Here is a 24,116-nt window from a genome sequence, read left to right as displayed (position 1 = left end):
CATTAAATCGAAAGGAAAGCACCGCTAAGGTAATTTATGTCTTTTCATGAATCAAATTTGATTTGGCTAGACCTCGAAATGACGGGTTTAGAACCAAAAACGGATAAAATACTCGAAATCGCAACTATTGTAACAGATTGTGATTTGAATATATTAGCTGAAGGCCCTGTAATCGCTATTCATCAATCTGATGAGTTATTAGATGGTATGGATGAATGGTGTGTTAATCAGCATGGTGGTTCAGGTTTAACCGCTCGTTGTAAGCAGAGCACTTTTACTGAGCAAGATGCAATTGAACAAACCATTAGTTTTTTAGAAAAATGGGTGCCTAAAGGTAAGTCACCGATGTGTGGTAATTCCATAGGTCAAGATCGTCGCTTTTTAAATGCTTATATGCCTGAACTTGAAGATTACTTTCATTATCGTAATTTAGATATCAGTACAATTAAAGAATTGGCGCGTCGTTGGAAACCTGAAGTTCTTGCGAGTATTAAGAAAAAAGGTGTCCATTTAGCATTGGAAGATATTCACGAATCAATTGCAGAGTTGCGTGTTTATCGGCAAGATTTCTTTAAGTTGTAATTTTTTTATAAAAATACTTGCAAAGAATATTCGATATTGTAAAATCTCGCCCCGCTTAGGATAACAAACCTTCGGGGCGTTTTTGTAAGTTAATTAGAAGCTTTAATACCAAATAAAGCTCGATAATTTCAAAATAATATTTTTTCAGTTGCTAGAGCGGAAGGTACAACCTTAAGGTTCTGATCTAACGCGAAAATTACTGATAATTTTATAAAGCGGCACTAGCTCAGTTGGTAGAGCGCAACCTTGCCAAGGTTGAGGTCACGAGTTCGAGCCTCGTGTGCCGCTCCAAATTCTCATTGAGAGTTTTAAAGGCACTCGCTCAGTTGCCAGAAAGTTAGACGCAGCCACAAGGTTGTACACCAACGAACAAATAACTGACACATTTATGAAGCGGCACTCGCTCAGTTGCCAGAACGTTAGACGCAGCCCCAAGGTTGCGCACCAACGAACAAATTACTGACACATTTATGAAGCGGCACTAGCTCAGTTGGTAGAGCGCAACCTTGCCAAGGTTGAGGTCACGAGTTCGAGCCTCGTGTGCCGCTCCAAATTTTCATTGAGAGTTTTAAAGGCACTCGCTCAGTTGCCAGAACGTTAGACGCAGCCACAAGGTTGTACACCAACGAACAAATAACTGACACATTTATGAAGCGGCACTAGCTCAGTTGGTAGAGCGCAACCTTGCCAAGGTTGAGGTCACGAGTTCGAGCCTCGTGTGCCGCTCCAAATTTTCATTGAGAGTTTTAAAGGCACTCGCTCAGTTGCCAGAACGTTAGACGCAGCCCCAAGGTTGCGCACCAACGAACAAATCACTGACACATTTATAAAGCGGCACTCGCTCAGTTGCCAGAACGTTAGACGCAGCCTCAAGGTTGTGCACCAACGAACAAATTACAGACACATTTATGAAGCGGCACTCGCTCAGTTGCCAGAACGTTAGACGCAGCCTCAAGGTTGTGCACCAACGAACAAATTACAGACACATTTATGAAGCGGCACTCGCTCAGTTGCCAGAACGTTAGACGCAGCTCCAAGGTTGCGCACCAACGAACAAATCACTGACGCGTTTATGAAGCGGCACTAGCTCAGTTGGTAGAGCGCAACCTTGCCAAGGTTGAGGTCACGAGTTCGAGCCTCGTGTGCCGCTCCAATTCAAAATCATTCCATCTATTTTTTGTAATCACATATACTTCACTAATACCCTTTTAACACCTTTTTTGACCTTTATGGCTTCAGATAACCCTTGTATCAAAAATTGCTGTTTAACACCTGATGATGTTTGTTTAGGGTGCTTTCGTACTTTGAATGAAATTTTATCGTGGCATGATATGGGCGAACAGGAAAAACAAGCTACGCTAATATTATGTAAGCAAAGACGAAAAGAACAATGTAGCTATGTTAAAAAGGATATTAATAGTCGATAACTCAAGCGTGTTAGCTATGAGAGTTAAGGCATTGTTAGAGTTAATTGGCTGTGAAGTCTCATTGTGTCATTTTAGCGACATCGATGAAAATATTCAGTTGCAATCGTATGAAATGGTTGCAATGGCATATGGTATCCCTATTCCGCTAGTGCTTGAATTTAAAAACGCCTTTAACGGTGTGCCCTTATTGCTCATTGCACCAAAAAGCCAAGGTGGGAACATTTTAGAGTCGTTTTCGGAAATGTTTCGGTTATTGCCTGAGGCACAGGTTATTTACCCCTTTTATGATAACAAAGAGCTGATTTCTATTTTAGAAGGTCTATTGATGATGAACGAGGCTGAGGTAAAAATTCTATTACCTCGCGTGTTGCTGGTCGACAGTGAAATAGATGAATTAACGGAATTAGAATCAGCACTAAAAGGCGCTCATATTAAAGTAGTCACAGCTACAAATCTAACTGAAGCTGTTGAGCAGTGCGTTATCCATAAAATTGATATTTTAGTTTCAGACTATAATTTAACAAACTGTAGTGGTATTGATATCTATCGCAAAGTGAAGCAAATCAACCCTCATTGCCGCTGCTTATTAATTACTTCTCAATCACATCAAAGCGCATTAATAGAAGCTATTCGAATAGGAGTTGATGATGTACTTGAGAAGCCACTAGATCAAAGTCTATTGTTACAAGCATTGCATCGCATGTGGCAAACTGAATTATTAAAACGCAATAACGATGAATTAGTTGAGCGCTTGCAAGATACTGTAGATGCCTTAATTGAAAAGGACAGCTTGTTGCGTGTTATTTATAAAAATACACCTGATGGGATCGTACTTTTTGCGCAGTCTGGGCTAATTTTAGAAGCGAACGATTCTTGTGCTTTTTTGTTTGCGGTTGAGCGTGACAAGCTAATAGGGCGTTCTATTTATGAGTTAATTGATCGTACATCGGCAGACGAAATTCGAGATGCCATTGCTATTGCCATGCATAACAAGCAATTTCACTGTGATATTACGGTAAAAAATAGTCAAGGCTCCATGGTGCCTTTAGCGGGGTCATTCAGTGAAATTGATTTCCATGGTGAGTGTGCGTTTGCCGCTATTTTAAAAAATGTCTCTCATTTAAAGCAAAAAGAAGAGTTACTGAGAGAGGCTAAAATATCACTTGAACAGCAGGTACAGCATCGTACTGCGGAACTTCAGCTTGCCAAAGAGCAGGCTGAGAAAGCTAATCAGAGTAAATCGGAATTTTTGGCTAACATGTCTCATGAATTGCGTACCCCAATGCACTCGATCCTCAGCTTTTCTCGTTTTGGTTTAGAAAAATTAGAAAGTGAACCTGTCCCTATCGATAAATTAGAGAAATATCTATCGAGAATCGAAGTCAGTGGCCAGCGTTTATTGTCGTTGCTTAATAATTTACTCGATTTGTCTAAATTAGACGCAGGGCAATTTCCCTTTAATCCACTAAAGCAAGATTTAATATCGATTATCAAAACAGGGATTGAAGATATTTCTGGTAGCGCATTACAAAAAAATATTGAGGTTATGCTAGAAACAGAACACTCTGAATGTTTGATTGAATGTGATGCAGCGCATATTAATCAAGTTGTACGTAATCTTGTTGGAAATGCGATTAAGTTCAGTGCAGCAGACACTCGTATTTGTATTATGCTTATTGTTTCATCAGAGCAAGTTCAGGTAGAAATTCGTGATCAGGGGGTTGGTATTCCTGAAGAAGAGCTTGAGCATGTATTCGATAAGTTTGCGCAAAGTAGTGAAACTAATAAAGGTGCGGGTGGTACAGGCTTGGGGCTTGCGATTTGTAGAGAGTTTATTTCACTTCATAATGGGCGCATTTGGGCGAAAAATAATGCTCAAGGGGGAGCTTCTATATTTTTTGTTCTGCCTTTTATCGTTCAAGTTTAAATAATTATTAGTGTAAATTTAAAGCTTTGACTACGCTTGGATAAGGTATGGATAGTTATTTGTAATGTGCTTTGAGGCCTTATAAATAATTCGAAGATGGAGTAGAGCGAATATGTCTGAAAAAGTAATTTTAGCTGTTGATGATGAGCCATTTAATCTAGAAATATTAGAAGAGATTTTAGACGGGGATTACCCTCTTCATTTTGCTAGCAGTGGTCAAGAATGCTTAGCAAAGGTTGAGCAAATTTGCCCTCAAGTTATCTTACTCGATGTGAGTATGCCAAATATGGATGGCTATGAGGTATGTAGACAATTAAAAAGTAACCCAGCAACTGCAAATATTGTAGTGATGTTTTTGTCGGCCAGAGGCTCTATAGATGAGCGCATTGCTGGTTATAATGTAGGGGCAGAAGATTATATTGTTAAGCCTTTTGCTAAAGAAGAACTAAAAGCAAAGCTCAGTGCGTTATTTAAGGTAATTGAAAACCGCAAGCTGCTTGAGCAACAAATTGAAGATGCGACTGAAACCGCGTTTAACGCGATGACCAATAGCAGTGAAATGGGTAATATTGTTCAGTACATCGAAAATATTGGCACCCTAGATGCACCTGAAGACTTAGCTAAAGCATTGATTAATTGCATTAAAGGTTTTTCTCTTAAGTCTTGTGTGGCGTTTCGGTATAACGATAAAGTGTCGCATTTTAGTTCTGAAGGTGCTTGCTCTCAAATGGTGGTTGAGCTATTTGAGCTTCTGCAAGTAAAGGGGCGGTTGTATGAGTTTTCTCCTCGTATTTTAGTGAACTACCCTAAAATTAGTCTTTTAATCTTGAATTTACCGGTTGATGACGAAGATAAAATGGGGCGGATTCGGGATCATATCTGTTTTATCGTAAGTGTGACTGAGCAACAACTAGACGCTATTTTAACTAAGCGGAAATTACAGTATCAAAAAATGCAACTGCAGCGTGCGTTTTCATTAGTGAGAGATAAATTTGAGGATCTTGTTGGCGTTTTAAATTTAAGTCATGAAATGAATGAGGCTATTTTTCGTGATTTGCAAAATGAATTTGAGCAGCGGATCCCACACATGGGTCTTGATGATGATCAGGAGCAATACATTTATAAAAAAGTAGATGACACAATTTTACGTTCAGTAGCTCGTGAGGATTTACTCACAGATGTTAAACGAGCATTTTATGATATTGAACAAGATCTAGGCCAAATGATCGAGTAATTAGTGTTTAGGCATCTCGAGGTAGGCCTTTTTCAATTGCAGTAATTAAACGCTGCGTTTTTTTATTTAAAGCGTTTTTTTGCTCTTGTTGTGTTATTGCCCAATTTATGTGCTCTAAAACTAGCTCAGAAGCTTTAGGTTTCATTTGTTCTAGTGCATTGATAATATTTGGGTTATAAGCTGCATTACCTAGACCTACAGCCATGTTTCTTAACCAACGTTCATGGCCTATGCGACGGATCGCGCTTCCCTCTGTGTTTTTCAAAAAAGTAGTTTCGTCCCACAAGAAAAGATCAATTAAATCTTTATCTTTTAGTTGCGATCTGGCATGAAAATCATCTTCAGCAGTGATTTGAGCATAGCGATTCCAGGGGCAAATAAGTTGGCAATCATCACAACCGTACACTCTATTACCTATCAGTGGGCGAAACTCAATTGGAATAGCGCCTTGTAATTCTATTGTTAAGTATGAAATGCAGCGCCTAGCATCGACTACATAGGGCTCAATAATTGCATTTGTAGGGCAGATTTTAATGCAAGCGACGCATTTACCACATTGCTCTACAACAGGCTCATCAGTAGGAAGGGGTAAATCAACGAAGAGCTCACCTAAAAAAAACCACGATCCAGCATGTTGATTTAAGATTAGCGTATGTTTACCAGTCCATCCTAAACCTGCTTTTTCGGCTAGCTGTCTTTCAAGTACAGGCGCTGAATCGACAAATGGGCGAAAGCCAAATTGACCAACTTCAAGCTCTATTCTTTCCCCCAGTTTTTTTAAACGGTTACGTATTAACTTATGATAATCACGCCCTAAAGCATAGCGGCTAATATAGGCTTTTTTCGAGTCTTGCAGTGTTTTAGCGAAGCTTGCATCAGGTGGTAGGTAATCCATTCTGACACAAATAACCCGCTGCGTGCCCGGAACAAGTTCTGCAGGGCGGGCGCGTTTCATACCATGAGCTGCCATGTATTCCATTTCGCCATGAAACCCCTGATCGAGCCAGCGCTGAAATTGTGCTTCGTGCTTAGTTAAATCGATGTCACTAATAGCCACCTCGGCAAAGCCTAGTTCTTGGCCCCATTGCTTAATTTTGATTGCTAGTTCAGGATAGTTAATAGTTGTTTTTGTCACCGATGAGCCATTATGGAAAGTTTATACACGACTAATTTACCACAGTTCGCCTATACAGCGGAACAAGTGCAAAACAATGAAAAGCATGTTGCAGCGCAATTAGGCTGTGATCTATACCAAGTAATGGAAAATGCGGGTACGGCTATTTTTCAATATATTGAGGATCACTATAAATGTTATCGTCGACTATTGATTTTAGTTGGGAAAGGTAATAACGCTGGAGATGGCTATATTGTTGCTTATTTGGCGCAGAAAAAGGGCTATCGAGTTACATTGGTGTCACTTGCTGATGTTCAGGAATTAAAAGGCGATGCTAATAAAGCCTATCAGCAATGCCTGACAATAGGTTTGAAAGTGCATTCATTTAATGATGTATTAGTGCATGGATTGGCTGAGTTTGATTTAGTGATTGATGCGATGTTTGGCACTGGCTTTCGTGGTGAGCTTCCTAAGTATTATGCACAAACGAGTCATTTAGTTAATCAAAGTAGGTTGCCAGTCATTGCTATCGATGTGCCGTCGGGTGTCAATGCAACCTCGGGTGCTGTTGTAAGTGAGGCGATAAAAGCAAATGTAACAATTACATTCATAGCATTAAAACAGGGGTTGTTAACGGGTCGGGCGCTTGAGCATGTCGGGAGGTTGGTTTTTGCTCCCTTAGGGCTTGATAAGCTGTTTAGTTCCGATGTACACACGAATGTCTCGCGATGCAAACTAGAAAAATTAATGCAAACATTACCCCGTAGAGCCATTTCAACGTACAAAAATCAGCTTGGCCATGTATTGTGTATTGGTGGAAATAAAGGAATGGCAGGTGCTATCAGGTTAAGTGCGGAAGCGGCCTTACGCAGTGGATCTGGCTTGGTATCTGTTGCAACTCATCCTGATAATTGCGCTGCTGTATTACAAGGGCGCTATGAATTAATGGTACATGGGGTTGATCATGATAATAAACATGAACTTTTAGCGCTTATTAAAAAAGCATCAGTTGTTGTGATTGGTCCAGGGCTTGGTCAAAATGGCTGGGCTCGGGCAATTTGGCTGTGGGTAATGGCTGCCCAATGCAACCGTTTGGTGATTGATGCTGACGGATTAAATTTTTTAGCCAAAAGTAACCAATATATAAAAGACCCATCTAAAGAGTGGGTGTTAACTCCTCACTCCGGTGAGGCTGCACGATTATTAGGGATTTCTAATATCGAGATCGAGCAAAATCGATTTGCCTCGGTGCAGCAATTAGCTGAGCGCTTTGGTGCAGTTTCTTTATTAAAAGGCCCAGGTACTTTAGTTTATGATAAAGGTTGCCTAAATATTAATCAAACAGGGAGTGCTGCGCTTGCAAGTGCTGGGATGGGAGATGTGTTATCTGGTATTATTGCAGGGCTGATGGCGCAACAGATGTTAGGCTTTGCTGCCACTAAGCTTGCAGTAGCCCTTCATGGTGCAGCTGCAGATAATTTACTTGATGACGGTGCTCGAGGGTTGTTGGCAAGTGACTTATTTCCCCAAATCAGACGATTAATTGGCTAATAAAGAGTGATAAACATGTTTGAAAAACAACTAGAAAATGAATTAGCAACCGTTGCTATGGGGAATGCGTTGGCTAAGGTAATTAAAAGTGGTGCTGTTATCTTTTTACATGGTGATTTAGGTGCAGGCAAAACCACCTTAACCCGCGGAATTATTCAAGGGTTTGGTCATCAAGGTAAAGTAAAAAGCCCAACTTATACTATTGTTGAACCGTATGAGCTTGAAACGCAGAGCATTTATCATTTTGATTTATATCGTTTAGCAGACCCTGAAGAGCTCGAATTTATGGGGATCCGTGATTATTTTTCTGGAAATGCCATTTGTTTAGTTGAATGGCCAGAAAAAGGTGGAATGTTATTAGCTGAGCCAGATTTGGATATCACACTTGTGTATGTTGATGAACAGCGAAAAATCAGTATTATAGGCCGTACAAATAAAGGTATCTCAATCGTAAACCAACTTTGAGCACATGCGAATTAAAACTTTAACTGTTATATCTTATCTCTTTACTTATGTGCTGCTTAGTTGCTTCAGTATGCTTGCAAATGCAGCAAATGAAATGACCAGTGTTCGGGTGTGGCCTTCACCAGAGAGCACTCGTGTTGTATTTGATTTAAAACAACAACCTGATTTCAGCTATTTTATGCTAAAAAAACCGCTTCGTTTGGTGATTGACTTTAAAGACACCACGCAGCATCAGGTCTTGCCCACTATCAGTGATACCAGCTCGGTTATTGAAAAAATACGTTATAGTTCTCCGAAGAAAAAAGGGTGGGTTAGAGTTGTTTTAGAACTTAACCAACCAGTTAAACCCGTGCTATTTGCATTGGCACCGACAGCCCCTTACAGCGATCGCTTGGTTGTAGATTTATATAACACTAATACACAACCTGCAGACACCGATAAAAGTAGCAACAACACCTTAATTGCCAAAAATCGTGATATACGAGGTGATCGCGACATTATAATTGCAGTTGATGCAGGGCATGGCGGTGAAGATCCAGGTTCAATTGGTCCCGCTGGCACCTATGAAAAAACGGTCACACTACAAATAGCCAAACGGCTAGCTAAATTAATCGATTCTCAAAAAGGCATGAAGGCAATTTTACCTCGTACCGGGGATTATTATGTCAAGCTCAATACTCGCTCTGAGCGAGCTCGAAAATATAAAGCTGATTTTTTAATTTCTATACATGCTGATGCGTTTACAACACCGCAACCTCGAGGCGCGTCAGTGTTCGTTTTATCATTAAAACGGGCTAACTCAGAGATAGGTAAATGGATTGAGGATAGTGAAAAACAATCTGAGCTACTCGGTGGCGCTGCTGATGTTTTAAAAGATACTCAGAATGAGAAGTATTTGGCACAAACTTTACTTGATATGTCGATGGATCATTCCATGCGTACCGGTTTTCAGGTGGCCGATGAGGTCGTCAGTGAGCTTGGTAAAGTCACTAAACTTCATAAAAGCCGCCCTCAAGCAGCAAGCCTTGCAGTGCTAAAATCCCCTGATATTCCTTCAATATTGGTTGAAACTGGATATATTTCGAATCCTGAAGAAGAGCGTTTGCTGAAAACAAAACAGCATCAAGAAAAGTTAGCGACAGCGGTATTTAGTGCTGTTAAAACTTATTTTATGAATAATCCGCCAGATGATTCGTTATTTGCCCAATTAAAAACGACAGACTCTAAAAAAGATCAAATTCATAAAGTACGTTCGGGTGAATCTCTTAGTGTGCTTGCGAGCCAATATGGGATCTCAATTTCAGCGTTAAAGGCGGCAAATAAATTATCGACCGATACCTTAGTTATTGGGCAAACCCTAACTATACCTAGAAGTTAACTCACATGAACATTGAAATTTTACCTGCCCGTTTAGCAAATCAAATTGCGGCAGGTGAAGTCGTTGAGCGCCCAGCCTCTGTTGTAAAAGAATTAGTTGAAAATAGCTTAGATGCGGGTGCCACTCAGATTCAAATTGACATTGAACGAGGGGGCCATAAATTAATCCGGATTCGTGATAATGGTTCGGGTGTTTATAAAGATGAGCTGACATTAGCGTTATCGCGCCATGCAACGAGTAAACTCAAAACCCTAGATGATCTTGAAAATATCTGTTCATTGGGGTTTAGGGGCGAAGCTCTCGCTTCGATTAGTTCGGTTTCTCGATTGACCTTAAGCTCTAAACCAGCCGATCAAGACGATGCATGGCAAGCTTTTGCTGAAGGTCGTGATATGGCTGTTACTGTCAAACCCACAGCGCACCCTAATGGCACCACAATAGAAGTGGTCGACTTATTTTTTAATACGCCAGCTCGGCGTAAGTTTTTACGCACTGAAAAAACGGAGTTTAATCATATTGATGAATTGCTAAAACGTATCGCATTAAGCCGTTTTGATGTCGCTATTACTTTAAAGCACAATAGTAAAGTAGTGCGTCAGTATCGGCCTGCCATGAAACGAGAAGATCATGTAAAACGCATTGCCCAAGTTGCAGGTAAAGAGTTCTTATCACAAGCACTGTTCTTAGAGTCGGGTGATGATGGGCTGAGTATTTTTGGTTGGATTTTACCTCCAGGCTCCTCGGTTGAGCCACAATATACCTATGTAAATGGCAGGATGATGCGAGATAAATTAATTTTGCATGCTATTCGTCAGGCTTTTGAAGAAAGTTGCCCTGGCATTGACGTGCCTGCTTTTGTGCTTTATTTAACGATTAATCCTCGGCAAGTTGATGTTAATGTTCATCCAGCAAAGCACGAGGTACGCTTTCACCAAGCGCGATTAGTACATGATTTTATTTTACAAGCCGTTAAACAAGCAGCTCAACCAAATCAATTGGGTGTATCTGAAACCGCTCAAATAAATGACTTAATCGTTCCTGATTGTTATGAACACCTAAGATTAACCGGTGAGCGTATTGCTCCAAAAGAACCGAGAATGTCGTCATCAATGGGGCGGGAGGTGTCTTATAGTCAAAATAAGGGCTTTAGCCAAGGTTATCAGCCTAAACCTTTAGTTGCGCAGGTTCAAAAACAGCAACAAAATGTAAATGCGTTTTATCAAGGGGTCGCAGAACAAAGAGCGCAGCATTTTGATTCTATTGCACAAAACACTGCTATACAGCAATTTGAATTGCACAATCATGATGCGGGTCATCCATTAGTAGAAGAGGTGATGTTACTACAAAATGGACATTGCCTAATTAAGCAAGATGAAGCATTGCAATTGAGCCACCTTAAATATGTGTTAGCGGATTTTTGGCTAGATGAAATTAGCCAGCATGCGCAATTGCATGGAAAAGCTTTATTATTACCTGTAAGGGTTGCACTCGATGCTGATGCAAAATTACAGTTAGATTCTCAATTATCTTGGCTGACAGTGTTAGGCTATGAATTACAGCTTAATGCGGGGTTTGTCATGGTGAAGCGATTACCGCCTTCAGTGTATGCACATGATGTTAACGAAGTGATCAGTGCAATATTAGCAGCATGTTTATTAAAGTTATCTAACATAACGCAGTGGCTAAAATGGCAAGCCGAGTGGGTAAATAGCCGTTATTTTACTCAAACTCAAAATAAGGTTATATACCAATTTATTATGAATAAACCACAATTAATTGAGCGGCTATTACAAAAAGCCGTTAAAATAGAATTAGCTGATTTCATTCAACAATTAGAGCGGAATAATACAATTGCATAGCTTACCGGTTATTTTTTTAATGGGCCCAACCGCAGCCGGAAAAACTGATCTCGCGATTGATTTGTGTCAGCATTTATCAACCGAAATTATTAGTGTAGATTCAGCGCTTATTTACCGCTCAATGGATATTGGGACTGCGAAACCAACAGCGAGTGAACTAAAAAGCGCGCCACACCGTTTAATTAATATATTAGATCCTAGCGAAAGTTATTCGGTAGCTGATTTTCGTCGTGATGCACTAGCTCACATCACCGAACTACATGAAAAGGGTAAAATACCAGTTCTTGTTGGCGGGACTATGATGTATTTTAAAGCTTTGTTAGAGGGAATTTCACCTTTACCTGAGGCTGATCCTAATATTCGTTTAGAGCTTGAAAATGAAGCTAAACAGTTTGGCTGGCCGCATTTACATCAAGAATTACAAAGAGTCGATCCTGAAGCCGGGCTTAGGATTAAAGAAAATGATTCACAGCGGATAAATCGAGCGTTAGAAGTGTATCGTCTAACAGGTAAAACAATGACTGAGCTACAAAAAGTAAAGTCAGAGCCTTTGCCTTTTAACGTGTTACAATTTGCAATCGCACCGTCTGATCGCAGTGTATTGCATCAGCGAATTGAAAAAAGATTCAAAATCATGTTAGAGCAGGGCTTTGAAAGTGAAGTAAAGGCCTTATATCAAAGAGATGATTTGCATACGGCATTACCGTCTATTCGTTGCGTCGGGTACCGCCAAATGTGGGATTATCTAGACGGTTTAGTTGAGTACGATGAAATGGTTTTTCGTGGCATCGCAGCGACCCGTCAACTAGCTAAGCGTCAACTGACATGGTTGCGTAGTTGGCCTGATGTAACTTGGTTAGAATCAGGTGCAGAAGAAAACTTGCAACGTGTATTAAGTTCGCTAAGCTATTAGAGAGATTGCAGTAAAACTAGTTGAAATCTTTACAGATTAATAATTATATAAAAACACCTAAAACGAAGGAAAATAATAATGGCAAAGGGCCAATCTCTACAAGATCCGTTTTTAAATGCACTGCGTCGTGAGCGAATTCCAGTGTCTATTTACCTTGTGAATGGTATTAAACTACAAGGTAAAATTCAGTCATTTGACCAGTTTGTAATTTTACTTGAAAACACAGTCAATCAGATGGTTTATAAACACGCTATCTCTACTGTTGTTCCTGCTCGAGCTATTAATTTTCAAGCAATAGGGACAGAAACTCCTGAAGCTGATGGTGAAGATGCTGGTAACTTTTAATTTAGGAGCATAGTGCTTGTTTGACCGTTATAAAGCTGGTGAACAGGCTATCTTAGTCCATATAGAGTTTCCAAAAGAAGGAGATCGTGAAGATCTTCAGGAGCTCGAAATGTTGGTTTCTTCTGCGGGTGCTAATTCTTTGGCGATTGTGCAAGGCAGTCGCCAGTCACCTCATCCAAAGTTTTTTGTTGGTACGGGTAAAGCTGAAGAAATTGCTGAGGTTGTCCAGTTACATCAGGCTGATGTTGTTATTTTCAATCATGAGCTATCACCTTCCCAAGAGCGAAATTTAGAGCGCATTTGTCAATGCAGAGTGCTTGATCGTACTACCTTGATTTTAGATATTTTTGCTCAGCGAGCACGAACCCATGAGGGGAAAATGCAGGTTGAGTTGGCGCAACTTCGCCATATATCAACTCGTTTAATACGAGGTTGGACGCATTTAGAAAGGCAAAAGGGGGGGATTGGATTGCGTGGTCCCGGTGAAACGCAATTAGAAACTGATCGTCGTTTAATTCGTGATAAAATTAAAACAATTTTAAGGCGGCTTGAAAAAATAGCCAAGCAACGTGAGCAGGGTCGTCGTGCACGTACCCGTAATGAGATTCCAACAGTGTCTTTGGTCGGTTATACCAATGCAGGAAAATCGACTTTATTTAATCGAGTTACTTCTGCAGATGTGTATGCGGCAGATCAATTGTTTGCTACGCTCGATCCTACGCTTAGAAAAATAGATGTGACCGATGTGGGTAGTGTCATTATGGCAGATACGGTAGGATTTATTCGTCACTTACCGCATGACTTAGTGGCTGCATTTAAAGCAACTCTTGTTGAAACACGAGAGGCTGATTTACAGCTTCACGTTATCGATGTTGCAGATGAAAGGCGCCAAGAAAATATTGATCAAGTTAATGATGTGCTTCATGAAATTGAAGCCGATGAAGTACCCCAACTTCTCATTTATAACAAAATAGATTTAGTCGAAGAGCTTGTGCCACGTATCGACAGGGATGATGAAGGTAAGCCTGTGCAAGTTTGGTTATCGGCCCATACAGGACTAGGTTGCGAGTTACTTTTACAAGCAATTAGTGAGTGTTTGGCAGAAAAAATGTTAAAGTGCCGATTACGAGTCCCTGCTCGATTTGGTTCTTTACGTGGTGCGTTATATAAATTGAACTGTATTCACGCAGAGCAATATGATGATTTAGGTAATTGCTTGCTTAATATTCGCTTACCTATGGCGGATTGGAACCGGTTGAAAAAAGATAATGGCACCGAAATAGAGAAATTTATCATTACTGATTAAACATTCGTTCACCTCATTTTATTGTGTTTTGTAATGTTAGTTTGATAGATTTATATGAATTCATTTTAATAACAATGGAGTATGGCTATGGCCTGGAACGAGCCGGGTAACAATGGCAACGATAAAGACCCTTGGAAAAACAAAGGGGGTAAAGAACAAGGCCCACCAAATTTAGACGAAGTATTTCGCAAATATGGTGATAAATTTAATGGCATGTTTGGCGGTAGCAGTAAATCGAGCAATTCCAATGGCGGCTTAACTGGCGCAGCACTTGGATTTGTTCTGATCATTGCGATCGTTGTATGGGCATTAAGTGGTATTTACACAGTCAAAGAAGCAGAGCGAGGCGTAATCTTACGTTTTGGTCAATTCCATGATATAGCCTTGCCAGGTTTACGTTGGAAGATGACGTTTGTTGATCGTATTGTACCGGTTGATGTTGAAGCCGTACGCTCATTATCAGCTTCAGGCTTTATGCTTACCGAAGATGAAAATGTAGTGAGTGTTGAGTTTGTAGTGCAATACCGTGTTACAGAACCTCGCGATTATTTGTTTAGTGTTACGGATGCCGACCATAGTTTACAGCAGTCACTAGACAGTGCTTTACGCTATGTTGTAGGTCACGCACGTATGGATCAAATTTTAACAAGGGGGCGTGAAGTTATTCGTCAACAAACTTGGGAAGAGCTGAATAAAATTATTGAACCGTACAATTTAGGCTTAGTATTAACCGATGTTAACTTTAAAGATGCGCGTCCACCATTAGAAGTAAAAGATGCTTTTGATGATGCTATTGCTGCACAAGAAGATGAGCAGCGCTTTATTCGTGAAGCTGAAGCGTATGCACGTGAAATTGAACCTCGAGCTCGTGGTCAAGTAACACGTATGACCCAAGAAGCCGAAGGTTATAAAGAGCGTGTAACATTAGAAGCACAAGGTGAAATTGCTCGTTTTGAGAAGCTTTTACCGCAATATCAAGCGGCTAAAGAAGTGACTCGTAAGCGTCTATATATAGAAGCAATGGAATCTGTGTTAAGTAACAGCTCTAAAGTGCTTATTGATGTAAAGGGCGGCAATAACATGATGTATCTGCCACTTGATAAAATCATGCAGCAAACTCAAGGTGCAGCAAGTAATACTCCGATGCAATTACCAAATAGCACAACTGATATTCAGAATTTACGCACTCAAATGAATAACACTGTCGGTAATAGCCAAGTGAATAGTGCAACAGATCGCTATAAAGGCGATCGCTATTCGAATGGGAGATAATTGAAATGAAGAACTTTAGTTTAATTATATTGTTAACTGCAGTTATTTTATCTTTTTCATCAGTTTTTGTTGTACTTGAGGGCCAACAGGCCATCGTATTGCAATTTAGCAAAGTGAAAAAAGATGTTGATGATAAAGCTGTTGTGTATGGCCCGGGTTTACAGTTTAAAGTGCCATTTATTTCAGAGGTTCGTAAATTAGATGCGCGTATTCAAACACTTGATGGCTCACCTGATCGATTTGTTACAAGTGAAAAGAAAGACTTAATTGTTGATTCATTTGTAAAATGGCGAATTAATGACTTTAGTGCCTTTTATTTAAGAACTCGTGGTGATTTACAGTACGCTGAGACTCTACTGAAACAAAAAGTAAATAATGGTCTAAGAACTAATTTTGGTTCAAGAACGATTAAAGAAATTGTGTCAGGTGAGCGTAGCGCTTTAATGAAAGATGCCTTAGTGCAAGCTTCAGAAAGTGCCAGCGAATTGGGTATTGAAGTACTTGATGTACGAGTGAAGCAAATTAATTTACCAACAGAAGTGAGTAACTCTATTTACCAACGTATGCGCGCTGAGCGTACTGCAGTGGCAAAAGAGCATCGTTCTGAAGGTAAAGAGAAAGCAGAAACCATTCGAGCTGGTGTCGATCGTCGTGTAACCGTAATGCTTGCAGAAGCTGAGCGTAATGCACGTATGGAGCGCGGTGATGGTGATGCAGCTGCTGCTGAAATTTATGCATCAGCTTATTCTAAAGATGCTGAGTTTTATTCATTTTTAAGAAGTTTAGATGCGTATAAAGCGACATTTAATAGTAAAAATGACGTGATGGTTCTAGGTACTGAAAGTGAGTTTTTTCAATCAATGAAAGGCTCAAGTATCAAATAGTATTTCATCAATACATATTAAAGCCTCGCATTGCGAGTAATGCCGTTCACTTAAGGTGAGCGGCTTTTTTATTTTTAGCCACAGGGTAGCGGTTTTTCGATACTTTTAGTGTTCTTGGGTAACTTCGTTCTCGTTTTCCCTCTAGCTTAAATTGACTGGCATTTCTTTCTATTTCCAATATCAGTCCGGGGACATTACCGGGCGCATAAATTGGCATCATAGTCAGCTTATGGATGATGTGTGATGAGGCATCTCTAAAGCTTAGTTGGTTTGGGAAAACACTCTTGAGCGACTTCGCCATCAGGACCATCTTATAGCGGATTAAGTTGTACGCCAACAGCACCCCCCATAACTCCTGTCTAATGAGCTCTGGTAAGTTGCTTCTTAACGTAAACCTACTTGCCAACAAGTGTTGCTTCATTTCTCGGTAGCCCATCTCTATTTCCCAGCGATGGCTATAAAGGTCGACTATTTCTGCCGATGGATATGCCATAGGGTCGACCATGGACGTGAGTATTTTGACTTCTTTTCCTTTGATTAGTTTGGTGATAAGTCGCACGTCCATTGTTAAGGGCAACTCTGGTCGCTTTTTTCTCGCTTGAGGTGTGGTGGTTAGGCGGATGAGTTTATCTTGCCTGCCAAGACGTTTGATTTCCTCATACTGTACGTTCTTCTTTAGCGGTAATAACCAATGTGTGTTGATGCCTTTATGCTGCCAATCATGTAACAAGCCTAGTGAGTAAAAGCCTTTATCAAACAATGTTAGGCTGTTATCTGGTACACGTGCTATGAGCTGTGCTGCCAGTGTCATCTCATTTTCACTCACGCTACTCAATGCACTATCAAGAATTAAGTGGCTACTAAGCTCCATCAGACATACCATTCGTACCTGAGGATAGCCTGCTTCACTGGCTTTATTCGCTGTACGGGCAAAGGCTGCGCTGTTTTCTTTACTATCGGGCGTGCGCCATACAACGCCATCTACACCAAATAAGTTCAGACCACACCAATGGGGATGCTCAGCTCGCTCATGCCACTTCTGTGCTGAAAGATGAAATACATCTCGAACCACATCACTGCCTAGCTTCTTTCTCGCTTGTGTCACGGCACTGCGTGCGACGTAATCCACATCCTGCGGTAATACAATATCGAGCTTGTTGATGAGCAGGCGGACTGATTCAGTGCGAAAAAGTGACATACCTATCACGGCCCAAATCATTGCATCCATAGGCAGCTTGCGTTTACGCAATGTGGCCACACCATTAGAGGCTAAACACGATTGAATAATTTCGGGGTCTAGGACATCCGCTAATGACGAAAATTCGGTAAGGCGGTTAATTGAGGTGCGTGCTAAGGCTTCTGACAGTTCCATAAAAAATCCGATGACATGTGGGCTCATCGGATTGTTACATCTACAGAAGATCGGTCAACCGATCAGTAAAATATTTCTTAACTGATCGGCATTACGCATTGCGAGGCTTTTTTTTGAGACAAATAAAATGACTATAGAAACGCTGATTTTGGCTTTTGCACTTTTTTTAATCTTTGAAGGTTTAGGTCCTGCGCTTTTCCCTAAAAAATGGCAGCAAATGCTGCAGCAACTTAGTACGCTGCCTTTATCGCAATTTAGGTTGTGTGGAGTTGTATTAATTTTGCTTGGCTGGGTTTTATTTATTAGCTTTAAGCCTTAAAGTTGCACGAAAGCTTACTTGACCGACAAAATAAAAGATTATTTCACTTTTATTTACATTTATATCAATAACTTTTTTAGTTAAAGGTGAAAAAAGCGGCGAAACAGGGTGATCTTTACCCTCGTTCTCTGGTAAAATCTGCCCCTAATTTTTTCTAAGTGAATTTACAATGGGTAAAAACGTCGTTGTATTAGGCACCCAATGGGGTGATGAAGGTAAAGGTAAGGTTGTAGACCTGCTAACAGACAGAGCATCTTTGGTTGTTCGTTACCAAGGTGGTCATAATGCAGGCCATACTTTGGTAATTAACGGTGAAAAAACAGTATTACATCTTATTCCTTCAGGTGTATTACGCGATAACGTTAAGTGTGTTATCGGTAATGGTGTGGTTTTAGCACCTGATGCGTTAATGAGAGAAATTGGCATGTTAGAAGAGCGTGGCGTACCTGTACGTGAGCGTCTTTTAATTAGCGAAGCATGTCCATTAATTTTGCCATTCCACGTTGCACTTGATGTTGCGCGTGAAAAAGCGCGTGGTGATAAGCCAATTGGTACTACAGGTCGTGGTATTGGTCCAGCTTATGAAGATAAAGTTGCTCGCCGTGGTTTACGTGTAGGTGATTTATTCAATCCTCAACAATTTTCTGACAAGTTAAAAGAAGTATTGGAATATCATAACTTCACACTTGAGCATTATTACAAAGTTGAGCCAGTTGATTTCCAAAAAACATACGATGATGCAATGGCTGTTGCTGATATATTAAAAGCAATGGTTGTTGATGTAACTGAGTTACTTGATCAAACTCGTAAAGCTGGCGAAAGCATTTTGTTTGAAGGTGCACAAGGTACATTACTTGATATCGATCACGGTACTTATCCTTATGTAACATCATCAAATACTACAGCAGGCGGCGTGGCTACTGGTGCTGGTTTTGGTCCATTACATTTAGATTATGTACTTGGTATTGCTAAAGCATATGCAACTCGTGTTGGTTCTGGTCCATTCCCGACAGAATTATACGATGGCCTTGAAAAGCAAGATCCAGTTGGTAAACATTTAGGCACTAAAGGTCATGAATTTGGTGCAACAACTGGACGTTTACGTCGTACAGGTTGGTTTGATGCAGTTGCAATGCGTCGTGCCGTACAAATCAACAGTGTTTCAGGCTTTTGTTTAACTAAGTTAGACGTGCTTGATGGTGTTGAAACAATTAAGATTTGTACTGGTTATCAGTTAGAAGATGGTACTGTTACTAACGTAACACCACTTGCAGCTGAAGGTTACGATAAAGTAACGCCAATCTACGAAGAAATGCCTGGTTGGTCTGAAGTTACTTTTGGTGTTAAGTCTGTTGAGCAATTGCCTCAAGCAGCTTTAAACTATATCAAACGTATTGAAGAAATTACCGGTGTACCAGTTGATATTATATCAACAGGTCCAGATCGCGTTGAAACGATGATCCTTCGCAATCCATTTGCTTAACAATTATCGTGTTGAAAAAAGCTGCCTTGGGCAGCTTTTTTTTTGACTAAACTTTATTAAAGATGAATATTCTATTCAATCACGCATGATTTAAAATGGCTTGTTGAATATGGCGCAATTCTTGAATAAAAATCAGGGTAAACTTTTTTAATGAATGACATAAAAATGATGATAAAAAAACTGGGATTATTATTTTGTTTAATCATGCCTTGGGCTAATCAGGCTGCAGAGCCTCTTGAGGCCGTTCAACTTTATACGCAAGATGAGCTTTTAATGTTGATCAATAAAAATACCCATTTACAGCGTGTCAAAGCAGATGATTGCCAATTAGTGCAGGATATTGAAGCGCGCGCCATAAAAATGTCTATTCCTGCTTATCAATTTTTGTTTGGTGACATGCTTGCTTATGGTGTTTGTGTTGACCGTGATGTGGCGCGAGGGATTTATTTTATTCGTTTATCCGCTGAGCAAGGACTTGCTGAGGCTTTAGAGCAAATGGGGCGTTATTACCATTTAGGGAAATTTGTTCAAGTAGATATTCCTCAAGCAATTGTTTTTTTGCGTGAATCAGCTGCACTAGGGAATCTCAAAGCACAAATGCGTTTGGTCGATTTGTTTAATCGAGGACAAGGAAGCCCTGCGGATTATGAAGATGCTTATCGCTGGTTATTCCACTCAATCATTGCTGAAGCTAAAACTCATAAACAGGTTGAGACGTTACTTGCCACTCTTGCGAAAAAAATGCCGCCAAGTGTTATTGAACGAGCTAGAAAGCCAATTTAACTAAAAATTACTGGCTAGGATTTGAGTAAAAATAATTTAACCTGTTTCATTACAGGCTTTTGGTTTAAAATAACAACATAAGCCACTTATAAAGCCACTTAATGTCTAATCAAGACCCATTTTTAAGCCGCGAGCAAGATAAATACGAAAACCCCGTCCCGAGCCGAGAGTTTATTCTAGCGCACTTAGAAGCTCGGCAAAAACCAGCTTCTTTTGAAAGCCTTTGTGAAGAGCTTAATGTTGTTGATGAGGAAAGAAATATAGCCTTAAAACGTCGCTTAAGAGCAATGGAGCGAGATGGTCAAATTATTTTTAATCGACTTAAGTGTTACTGCTTACCAGACAAAGTGGGCTTGGTTAAAGGGCGAGTGATCGGCCATCGTGATGGTTTTGGTTTTTTAGCCTTAGACGAGGGTGGTAAAGATTGGTTTATTCCTAAACACCAAATGGAAGGCGTTTTCCATGGTGATCGTGTATTAGCAAAACCAGCTTCGCAAGGCAAAGGCGGCAAATGCGATGCGCGAATAGTACGCGTTTTAGACGGTGAGCGAACACCCATTATAGGACGCTTTTTTGTGGAACATGGTATGGCGGTTGTTGTACCTGAAGACCCTCGTATTACGCAAGATATTATTATCCTTCCTGGCAATGAAAATGGCGCCCGCCATAATCAAATGGTGCAAATTGAAATTACTCAACGCCCAAGTCAACGTATGAATGCGGTAGGCAAGGTACTTGATGTACTTGGTGAACATTTGGCGCCAGGTATGGAAATTGAAGTGGCCTTGCGTAACCATGATATACCTCATGTGTGGCCTGACTCGGTGCTTGAGCAAGTCGCTCCTTTAACTACCGAAGTCGATGAAGCGGCAAAAGAAGGTCGTGTTGATTTACGCAAAATACCTTTAGTCACCATTGACGGTGAAGATGCGCGCGATTTTGATGATGCGGTATTTTGTGAGCGTAAAAAAAGTGGTGGCTGGCGTTTGTGGGTTGCAATTGCTGATGTTTCATATTATGTGGGCAAAGAAACGCCTCTTGATGAAGAGGCAATTAATCGCGGTAACTCAGTGTATTTTCCTGAGCAAGTTATTCCCATGTTACCCAAAGTCTTGTCAAATGGTTTGTGTTCACTGAACCCAAAAGTTGACCGTCTGTGTATGGTTGCTGAAATGACGATTTCAGATGCAGGTCGACTTTCGGGTTATCGCTTTTATGAAGCTGTAATGAATTCTCACGCACGATTTACATACACACAAGTGGCTGCAATATTGGCAGGTGAAGCGCCAGCGAAAGAACATCAAGCATTGGTGCCGCATTTGCAAGACCTGTATCAAATGTATATGGCGATGAAAGCTGCTCGCTTGGAACGCGGCGCAATTGAGTTTGAAACGTTAGAAGCTAAGTTTATTTTTGATGCACACCGTAAAATCGAAACGATCACGACGTTACAGCGTAATGATGCGCATAAACTCATTGAAGAGTGCATGATCATGGCTAACGTCGCTGCAGCTAAGTTGCTCGAAAAGCATGAGGCCAGTGCACTTTATCGTGTACATGATGAGCCTGATGCCGAAAAATTAGCACACTTTAGAACATTTTTAAGTGAGCTCGGCGTTGAAAATACTATTCCATTAGAGCCAAGCCCAAAAGAAATTACTGAAAGTTTAACCCGTTTGGGTGAACGTCCCGAAATTGAGCTTATTCAAACGATGTTGCTTCGTTCAATGAAGCAGGCTGTCTATCAATCAGAAAATATAGGCCATTTTGGTTTATCGCTTCCTGCTTATGCCCATTTTACGTCACCTATTCGTCGTTACCCTGACTTAGTGGTGCATCGTGCAATAAAAGGAGTATTAAAAGCACAAGGCATGCCGACCACAGGTGCTTATGCCTATACACCTATTGAAGCCGATCATCTCGGAGCACAATGTTCTATGACTGAGCGCCGAGCTGATGATGCAACACGCGAAGTAGCTGATTGGCTTAAATGTGAATTTATGCAAGATAGAGTAGGTCAGCATTTTACGGGTGTTGTTTCGTCAGTGACCACGTTTGGTTTGTTTGTTCGTTTAGATGAATTGTTTATTGATGGCTTAGTTCATGTTACCGCACTTGGAAATGACTATTTTCATTATGATGGTGCACGCCATTGCCTTGTGGGGGAAAATACTAAACAAGTATTCAGGTTAGGCGATAAAATTTCTGTCACTGTGTTATCGGTGAGCTTAGATGAGCGTCGTATCCATTTAGGCCTGCAAAGTGAGCAGACTAACGATCGTTATGCTCGCCGACGCAACAACAAAGCGATTGAAGAAAAAATCAGTGTTCGTCAGCAACTAAAATCTGGCCGTATTCCTAGCGAAGGTAAAGGGCTTGATTCAAAAAAACGTCCAACTGATGAGAAAAAAGATAAAGCTGGAAGCTCAACGTCAAAAGGCAAAAGAAAGCCAAGTTCAGCGGGCAAAAAAGTGACAAAAGCGGGAGCTGCAGTTTCTGCGCATGGGCATGAGTCAGATATTAGTAAGACTAAGAAAAAAAAGAAGAAAGCCATCAAACGTAAACGCCCAGGTAAAAATGCACGTAAACGAAATACCTCGGTAGGGAATTAGGAGCTATAAAGCAGTGAGTAATGAATTAATTTTTGGCTTTCATTCGGTTGAAGCTATTTTAGCAAAAGAGCCTGAGCGCTTTATTGAAATTTATGCCTTAAAAGGTCGTGAAGATAAACGTTTAAATCCAATCCTTGAACTAGCTGAGCAATTTGGTGTTTCTGTCCAGTATATGCATCGTAAAACTTTGGATGAAAAGGCTGACGGCGAACAGCATCAAGGCCTTATCGCAAAAGTAAAGGCTGGAAAAACCTACAGTGAAAAAGATCTGGATGAGATCATTGCGCGCCATGAGACGCCATTTTTATTGGTTTTAGATGGCGTGACAGATCCGCATAACTTAGGCGCGTGCTTGCGCAGTGCTGATGCGGCAGGTGTTCATGCTGTTATTGTGCCTAAAGATAACTCAGCCAAACTTAATGGTGTTGCAAGAAAAGTTGCTTGTGGCGCAGCTGAAACTGTTCCTTTAGTTCATGTTACAAATCTTGCTCGCACGCTACGAGAAATAAAAGAGGCGGGTGTATGGGTGATTGGTACAGCTGGCGAAACAGATACCCATGTTTTTGATGCGAAGTTAACAGGCCCAGTTGCGCTTGTTATGGGTGCTGAAGGCACTGGCATGCGCCGCTTAACTCGTGAACATTGTGATACCTTAGTTAAAATCCCAATGGTTGGTACGGTTTCAAGCTTAAATGTATCGGTTGCAACGGGTATTTGTTTATTCGAAATTTTGCGCCAGCGTCACCTTATTTCTCTTTAGTTTTACCTTGTGCGGTAGGTCTTTTTACTTACCGTACCATCTTCTTGTTAATATTTTCTTTTTGTATATTGCTTAATCATTTTTTAGCACGTAAAATACGCGCTCTTTTCGGCCACTAAATATCAGTTCCTTGCCTTATACCGACCGGCCGAAACGGTTATAGGCTAATTAACCGTAAGGAATACCCATGCGTCATTACGAAATCGTATTCATGGTTCATCCAGATCAAAGTGAACAAGTTCCAGGTATGATCGAGCGTTATACTGGTTCTATCACTGAAGCTGGCGGTACTATCCACCGTTTAGAAGACTGGGGTCGTCGTCAATTGGCTTACCCAATCGACAAGCTTCATAAAGCCCACTATGTTCTTATGAACGTTGAAGCTACATCTGAAGTAATCAACGAGCTAGAAACTTCTTTCCGTTATAACGATGCAGTACTACGTAACTTAGTTATGCGTACTAAATCAGCTGTAACAGAAGCATCTCCTCTTGTAAGAGAAGAGAGAAGAGAAACTGCTGAAGCTTAAT

At 40.6% G+C, this 24,116-nt stretch carries 21 protein-coding genes and 4 tRNA genes; 23 read left to right on the top strand and 2 right to left on the bottom strand.

Translation table 11 applies throughout. The annotated features are described in order from the left end of the window. Positions 1-36 precede the first annotated feature (36 nt). From orn to AC3KZC_RS14795, 8 genes are all read left to right on the top strand, one after another. Complete coding sequence (gene orn, locus AC3KZC_RS14830) at positions 37-582, top strand: oligoribonuclease (protein ID WP_490577692.1); 546 nt, start codon at positions 37-39, stop codon at positions 580-582. 215 nt (positions 583-797) lie between these two features. Next, positions 798-873 (top strand) — tRNA-Gly (locus tag AC3KZC_RS14825). Between the two features lie 184 nt (positions 874-1,057). Beyond that, a tRNA-Gly gene (locus AC3KZC_RS14820) sits at positions 1,058-1,133 on the top strand. 102 nt (positions 1,134-1,235) lie between these two features. After that, a tRNA-Gly gene (locus AC3KZC_RS14815) sits at positions 1,236-1,311 on the top strand. 348 nt (positions 1,312-1,659) lie between these two features. Continuing rightward, positions 1,660-1,735 (top strand) — tRNA-Gly (locus AC3KZC_RS14810). 76 nt (positions 1,736-1,811) lie between these two features. After that, on the top strand, positions 1,812-2,009 hold the full coding sequence (locus AC3KZC_RS14805; RefSeq protein WP_490580425.1) for a DUF1289 domain-containing protein: 198 nt from the start codon (positions 1,812-1,814) through the stop codon (positions 2,007-2,009). After that, positions 1,981-3,936: a PAS domain-containing sensor histidine kinase gene (locus AC3KZC_RS14800; protein ID WP_490580424.1), complete on the top strand. Its 1,956-nt coding sequence runs from the start codon at positions 1,981-1,983 to the stop codon at positions 3,934-3,936. Before AC3KZC_RS14805 ends, AC3KZC_RS14800 begins: the two co-directional genes overlap by 29 nt. 112 nt (positions 3,937-4,048) lie before the next feature. Further along, positions 4,049-5,170, top strand: coding sequence for a response regulator (locus AC3KZC_RS14795; RefSeq protein ID WP_490580423.1), 1,122 nt, complete (start codon positions 4,049-4,051; stop codon positions 5,168-5,170). A gap of 7 nt (positions 5,171-5,177) precedes the next feature. On the opposite strand, the gene queG is transcribed toward AC3KZC_RS14795, so the two are convergent. Continuing rightward, positions 5,178-6,305, bottom strand: coding sequence for a tRNA epoxyqueuosine(34) reductase QueG (queG, locus tag AC3KZC_RS14790; protein WP_490580422.1), 1,128 nt, complete (start codon positions 6,303-6,305; stop codon positions 5,178-5,180). Between the two features lie 12 nt (positions 6,306-6,317). Here queG and AC3KZC_RS14785 point away from each other — a divergent pair, with 12 nt between their 5' ends. From AC3KZC_RS14785 to hflC, 9 genes are all read left to right on the top strand, one after another. Beyond that, positions 6,318-7,835, top strand: a complete 1,518-nt coding sequence (locus AC3KZC_RS14785) for an NAD(P)H-hydrate dehydratase (protein ID WP_490580421.1) — start codon at positions 6,318-6,320, stop codon at positions 7,833-7,835. A 6-nt stretch (positions 7,836-7,841) separates the two neighbouring features. After that, positions 7,842-8,300: a tRNA (adenosine(37)-N6)-threonylcarbamoyltransferase complex ATPase subunit type 1 TsaE gene (tsaE, locus tag AC3KZC_RS14780; RefSeq protein ID WP_490580420.1), complete on the top strand. Its 459-nt coding sequence runs from the start codon at positions 7,842-7,844 to the stop codon at positions 8,298-8,300. A gap of 4 nt (positions 8,301-8,304) precedes the next feature. Further along, positions 8,305-9,678 carry an N-acetylmuramoyl-L-alanine amidase gene (locus AC3KZC_RS14775; RefSeq protein WP_490580419.1) on the top strand — a complete coding sequence of 458 codons (1,374 nt, stop codon included), beginning with the start codon at positions 8,305-8,307 and terminating at the stop codon, positions 9,676-9,678. Positions 9,679-9,683: 5 nt separating this feature from the next. Further along, positions 9,684-11,537, top strand: coding sequence for a DNA mismatch repair endonuclease MutL (gene mutL, locus AC3KZC_RS14770; RefSeq protein WP_490580418.1), 1,854 nt, complete (start codon positions 9,684-9,686; stop codon positions 11,535-11,537). Beyond that, positions 11,530-12,450: a tRNA (adenosine(37)-N6)-dimethylallyltransferase MiaA gene (miaA, locus tag AC3KZC_RS14765; RefSeq protein ID WP_490580417.1), complete on the top strand. Its 921-nt coding sequence runs from the start codon at positions 11,530-11,532 to the stop codon at positions 12,448-12,450. The genes mutL and miaA overlap by 8 nt, the downstream gene beginning before the upstream one ends. A 78-nt stretch (positions 12,451-12,528) precedes the next feature. Continuing rightward, positions 12,529-12,795, top strand: coding sequence for an RNA chaperone Hfq (hfq, locus tag AC3KZC_RS14760; RefSeq protein WP_490580416.1), 267 nt, complete (start codon positions 12,529-12,531; stop codon positions 12,793-12,795). 16 nt (positions 12,796-12,811) lie between these two features. Beyond that, positions 12,812-14,101 carry a ribosome rescue GTPase HflX gene (hflX, locus tag AC3KZC_RS14755; RefSeq protein ID WP_490580415.1) on the top strand — a complete coding sequence of 430 codons (1,290 nt, stop codon included), beginning with the start codon at positions 12,812-12,814 and terminating at the stop codon, positions 14,099-14,101. A gap of 87 nt (positions 14,102-14,188) precedes the next feature. Next, complete coding sequence (gene hflK / locus AC3KZC_RS14750) at positions 14,189-15,373, top strand: FtsH protease activity modulator HflK (RefSeq protein ID WP_490580414.1); 1,185 nt, start codon at positions 14,189-14,191, stop codon at positions 15,371-15,373. Between the two features lie 5 nt (positions 15,374-15,378). Then, positions 15,379-16,257 carry a protease modulator HflC gene (gene hflC, locus AC3KZC_RS14745; RefSeq protein WP_490580413.1) on the top strand — a complete coding sequence of 293 codons (879 nt, stop codon included), beginning with the start codon at positions 15,379-15,381 and terminating at the stop codon, positions 16,255-16,257. Positions 16,258-16,303: 46 nt separating this feature from the next. Here the strand turns inward: hflC and AC3KZC_RS14740 are convergent, their stop codons facing one another. Continuing rightward, a complete protein-coding gene (locus tag AC3KZC_RS14740) occupies positions 16,304-17,629 on the bottom strand; it encodes an IS4 family transposase (RefSeq protein WP_518525896.1) in 1,326 nt (441 codons plus the stop codon). A 127-nt stretch (positions 17,630-17,756) separates the two neighbouring features. Here AC3KZC_RS14740 and AC3KZC_RS14735 point away from each other — a divergent pair, with 127 nt between their 5' ends. From AC3KZC_RS14735 to rpsF, 6 genes are all read left to right on the top strand, one after another. Further along, positions 17,757-17,948, top strand: a complete 192-nt coding sequence (locus tag AC3KZC_RS14735) for a DUF2065 domain-containing protein (RefSeq protein ID WP_490576874.1) — start codon at positions 17,757-17,759, stop codon at positions 17,946-17,948. Between the two features lie 169 nt (positions 17,949-18,117). Next, positions 18,118-19,431: an adenylosuccinate synthase gene (locus AC3KZC_RS14730; RefSeq protein WP_490576875.1), complete on the top strand. Its 1,314-nt coding sequence runs from the start codon at positions 18,118-18,120 to the stop codon at positions 19,429-19,431. A gap of 168 nt (positions 19,432-19,599) precedes the next feature. Continuing rightward, entirely contained in the window at positions 19,600-20,214 is a 615-nt protein-coding gene (locus AC3KZC_RS14725) for a tetratricopeptide repeat protein (RefSeq protein WP_490577111.1), read from the top strand. A 101-nt stretch (positions 20,215-20,315) separates the two neighbouring features. Then, positions 20,316-22,826, top strand: coding sequence for a ribonuclease R (rnr, locus tag AC3KZC_RS14720; protein WP_490576876.1), 2,511 nt, complete (start codon positions 20,316-20,318; stop codon positions 22,824-22,826). A 13-nt stretch (positions 22,827-22,839) separates the two neighbouring features. After that, positions 22,840-23,586, top strand: a complete 747-nt coding sequence (rlmB, locus tag AC3KZC_RS14715) for a 23S rRNA (guanosine(2251)-2'-O)-methyltransferase RlmB (RefSeq protein ID WP_490576877.1) — start codon at positions 22,840-22,842, stop codon at positions 23,584-23,586. Between the two features lie 187 nt (positions 23,587-23,773). Further along, on the top strand, positions 23,774-24,115 hold the full coding sequence (gene rpsF, locus AC3KZC_RS14710; protein WP_490576878.1) for a 30S ribosomal protein S6: 342 nt from the start codon (positions 23,774-23,776) through the stop codon (positions 24,113-24,115). The last annotated feature ends 1 nt before the right edge of the window (position 24,116 follow it).

Source organism: Pseudoalteromonas sp. J2K-J031, assembly GCF_058197095.2.
The sequence above is the reverse complement of the archived record's forward strand: the minus strand, read 5'-3'. Positions and strand labels throughout refer to the sequence as shown.